This is a genomic window from Rhodobaculum claviforme (assembly GCF_016653255.1).
GTDB classification, from domain to species: domain Bacteria; phylum Pseudomonadota; class Alphaproteobacteria; order Rhodobacterales; family Rhodobacteraceae; genus Rhodobaculum; species Rhodobaculum claviforme.
Genome location: NZ_NHSD01000006.1, coordinates 1 through 2,583 on the forward strand (window position 1 = coordinate 1; position 2,583 = coordinate 2,583).

The 2,583-nt window shown below is 64.3% G+C and carries 3 protein-coding genes; all 3 read right to left on the reverse strand.

Going from position 1 to position 2,583, the window contains the following annotated elements; genetic code table 11:
• A partial coding sequence (locus tag CCR87_RS00085) for an ABC transporter ATP-binding protein (RefSeq protein WP_201155315.1) occupies positions 1–939 on the reverse strand: 939 nt, incomplete at its 3' end.
• Positions 939–1,787, reverse strand: a complete 849-nt coding sequence (locus CCR87_RS00090) for an ABC transporter permease (RefSeq protein ID WP_027287158.1) — start codon at positions 1,785–1,787, stop codon at positions 939–941. The genes CCR87_RS00085 and CCR87_RS00090, both read right to left, overlap by 1 nt.
• Positions 1,784–2,583: ABC transporter permease (locus CCR87_RS00095; protein ID WP_201155316.1), on the reverse strand; the 800-nt coding region annotated here is incomplete at its 5' end. The genes CCR87_RS00090 and CCR87_RS00095, both read right to left, overlap by 4 nt.

Sequence of the window (2,583 nt, forward strand, 5' to 3'; positions counted from 1 at the left end):
GTTGCGCCCAGGCCAGAGCTCGAGTGATACGTCCTTAAGCGCGACCACCGCCGGCATCCCGTGCGCCTGTAGGCGGCCGTAGCCCGCAACCAGCCCGTCGGCTTCGAGCACCGGTTGGGCGGCGGACATCGCGGCGCGGTCCTCGGTGTGAGGCACCGGGGCCACGGCGGCGACCAGCGCCTTGGTGTAGTCATGCGTGGGCGATTCGAGGATCTGTTGCGTCCGCCCGGTCTCCTGTATCTCGCCGTCCTTCAAGACGACGATACGATCGGCGATCTGGGCGACGACGGCGAGGTCGTGGGAAACATAGATGCCGGCCATCCGGCTCTGCGTCATGACCGACTTGAAGGCCCGCAGCACCTCGATCTGTGTCGTGACGTCGAGGGCTGTGGTCGGCTCATCGAAGATCACCAGGCGCGGGTTGCCGATCAGCGCCATCGCCGCCGACAGGCGTTGCAACTGGCCCCCCGAAACCTGGTGGGGGTAGCGTGCGCCGATATTGTCGGGATCGGGCAGGGTGAGGGCGCGGAACAGCTCCACCGCCTTGGCACGGGCCTCGTCCGGGCTCATCAGCCCGTGGATGTTCGAGACCTCGATCACCTGCGACATGATGGTCTGGGATGGGTTGAAGGCAGCCGCGGCCGACTGCGGCACGTACGAGACCTCGGTACCGCGCAGTGCTTGGCGTTCCCGTTCGCCCATCGCATAGACGTCGTGGCCGTCGAGCCGCACCTCGCCCTCGGAGACGAAGCAACCGTCGCGTTGGTAGCCCATCACCGACAGGGCGATCGTGGTCTTGCCGGAGCCGCTCTCACCGATCAACGCGACGATCTCGCCCTCGGCGATGTCGATGTCGACCCCTTGGATGATCTCCACGACGCGATTGGCGTCCGTGCGGGCTTTGATATGCAGATCGCGGATTTCTACTAGATTGCTCATTAGGCGCTCCGGTCTCTGATCTTCACCGGCAGGTTGTCGATCAACATGTTGACCGAGATCGTCAGGCTCGCGATCGCGAGGGAGGGAAAGATAACCGCAGGGGCCCCGAACGGGAGCCCACCGATATTCTCTTTCACGATCGCGCCCCAGTCGGCATAGGGCGGTTGGACGCCCAGGCCGAGAAAGGACAGCCCCGAGAGCACCAGCACGATGAAGACGAAGCGCAAGCCGAAATCGGCCAGCACCGGACCGACGATGTTGGGCAGGATCTCGGACCAGATCAGGTAGCTCGTTTTCTCGCCCCGCGCGCGGGCAACCGTTACAAAATCCATCGTGTTGATATTCACCGCGAGCGCCCTTGCGAAGCGGTAGGCACCCGGCGAGTAGATCACTGCCAGCGTCCCGATCAGAACGGGGAGCGAGGAGCCGATGGCGGCCACGACCACAAGGCCGAACATCAGGTGCGGGATGCTGTTGAGCGCATCTAGGAAGCGTGACAGCCCGGTATCGAACCAGCCGCCCGCCACGGCTGCGATCATACCGAGCGTGACGCCGATGAAGCAGGCCAGCGTGGTGGCCGCCAGGGAGATGCCGACGGTGAAGCGTGCGCCGTAGAGCACGCGGGAAAGGACGTCGCGCCCCAGATAGTCCGAGCCCATCCAGAATTGTGAGGAAACCGGTCCAAAAAAGTCCTGATCGACGATGGCGCCCACCGAATAGGGCGCCAGGAGCGGCGCCAGAAGGGCCACGAGCCCCCAGAATAGGACGATGGTTGCCCCCGTGATGCCGACGGCGTTGAACCGGATGCCGAGGCGCGCGGGGGTTATGGGCAGGCGTCGCGCGATCATGTCCGCAACCTCGGGTTGGAGACGATGGCAATGATGTCGGCGAGCGTCACGAGGGTGAGGTACGCCAAGCAGAAGAGCATTGCGCATGCCTGGATGAGGGGCAGGTCGCGGGTCGAAACCGCGTCGACCATCAGCTTCGCGACGCCCGGATAGCTAAAGATCGTCTCGACGATGATCACGCCGCCGAGCAGATAGGACACCGACAGCGCGATGGCGTTGGCGATCGGTCCCAGGGCGTTGGGGAGCGCGTGATGTAGCACGACGCGTCGTCGCGAAGCCCCCTTGAGGCGCGCCATTTCAGCATAGGAGGTGTTGAGCGTGTCGATCACAGCGGCCCGGGTCATCCGGATCATCTGCGCCGAAACCACGAAGCTGAGGCTGATCACCGGCATCGCGTAGACGCGCAGGATATCGAGGATTCCGTCGACTTCGCGGGAGAAGGAGAGCGCTGGCAGCCAACCGAGGTAGACCGCGAAGATCAGCACCGAGGCGGTCGCCACCAGGAACTCAGGCACGGAGACGACGCTCACCGATATAACAGAGACGATCCGGTCGTAGAGGGAGCCCCGATACGTCGCCGCTGTGATGCCAAGCGTCAGCGCAACCGGGACAGAGACCAAGACCGTGACCGCCGCGAGCTGAAGCGAGTTCGCGAGCCGGCCCGAGATGAGCATCGCTACCGGTTGATCGTTGACGTAGGAAACCCCGAGATCGCCGCTTAGCAGGCCACCGAGCCAACTGAGGAAGCGAAGGGCCGCCGGCTCGTCGAGGTTCATCGCTTCGCGTAGGCCCTTGA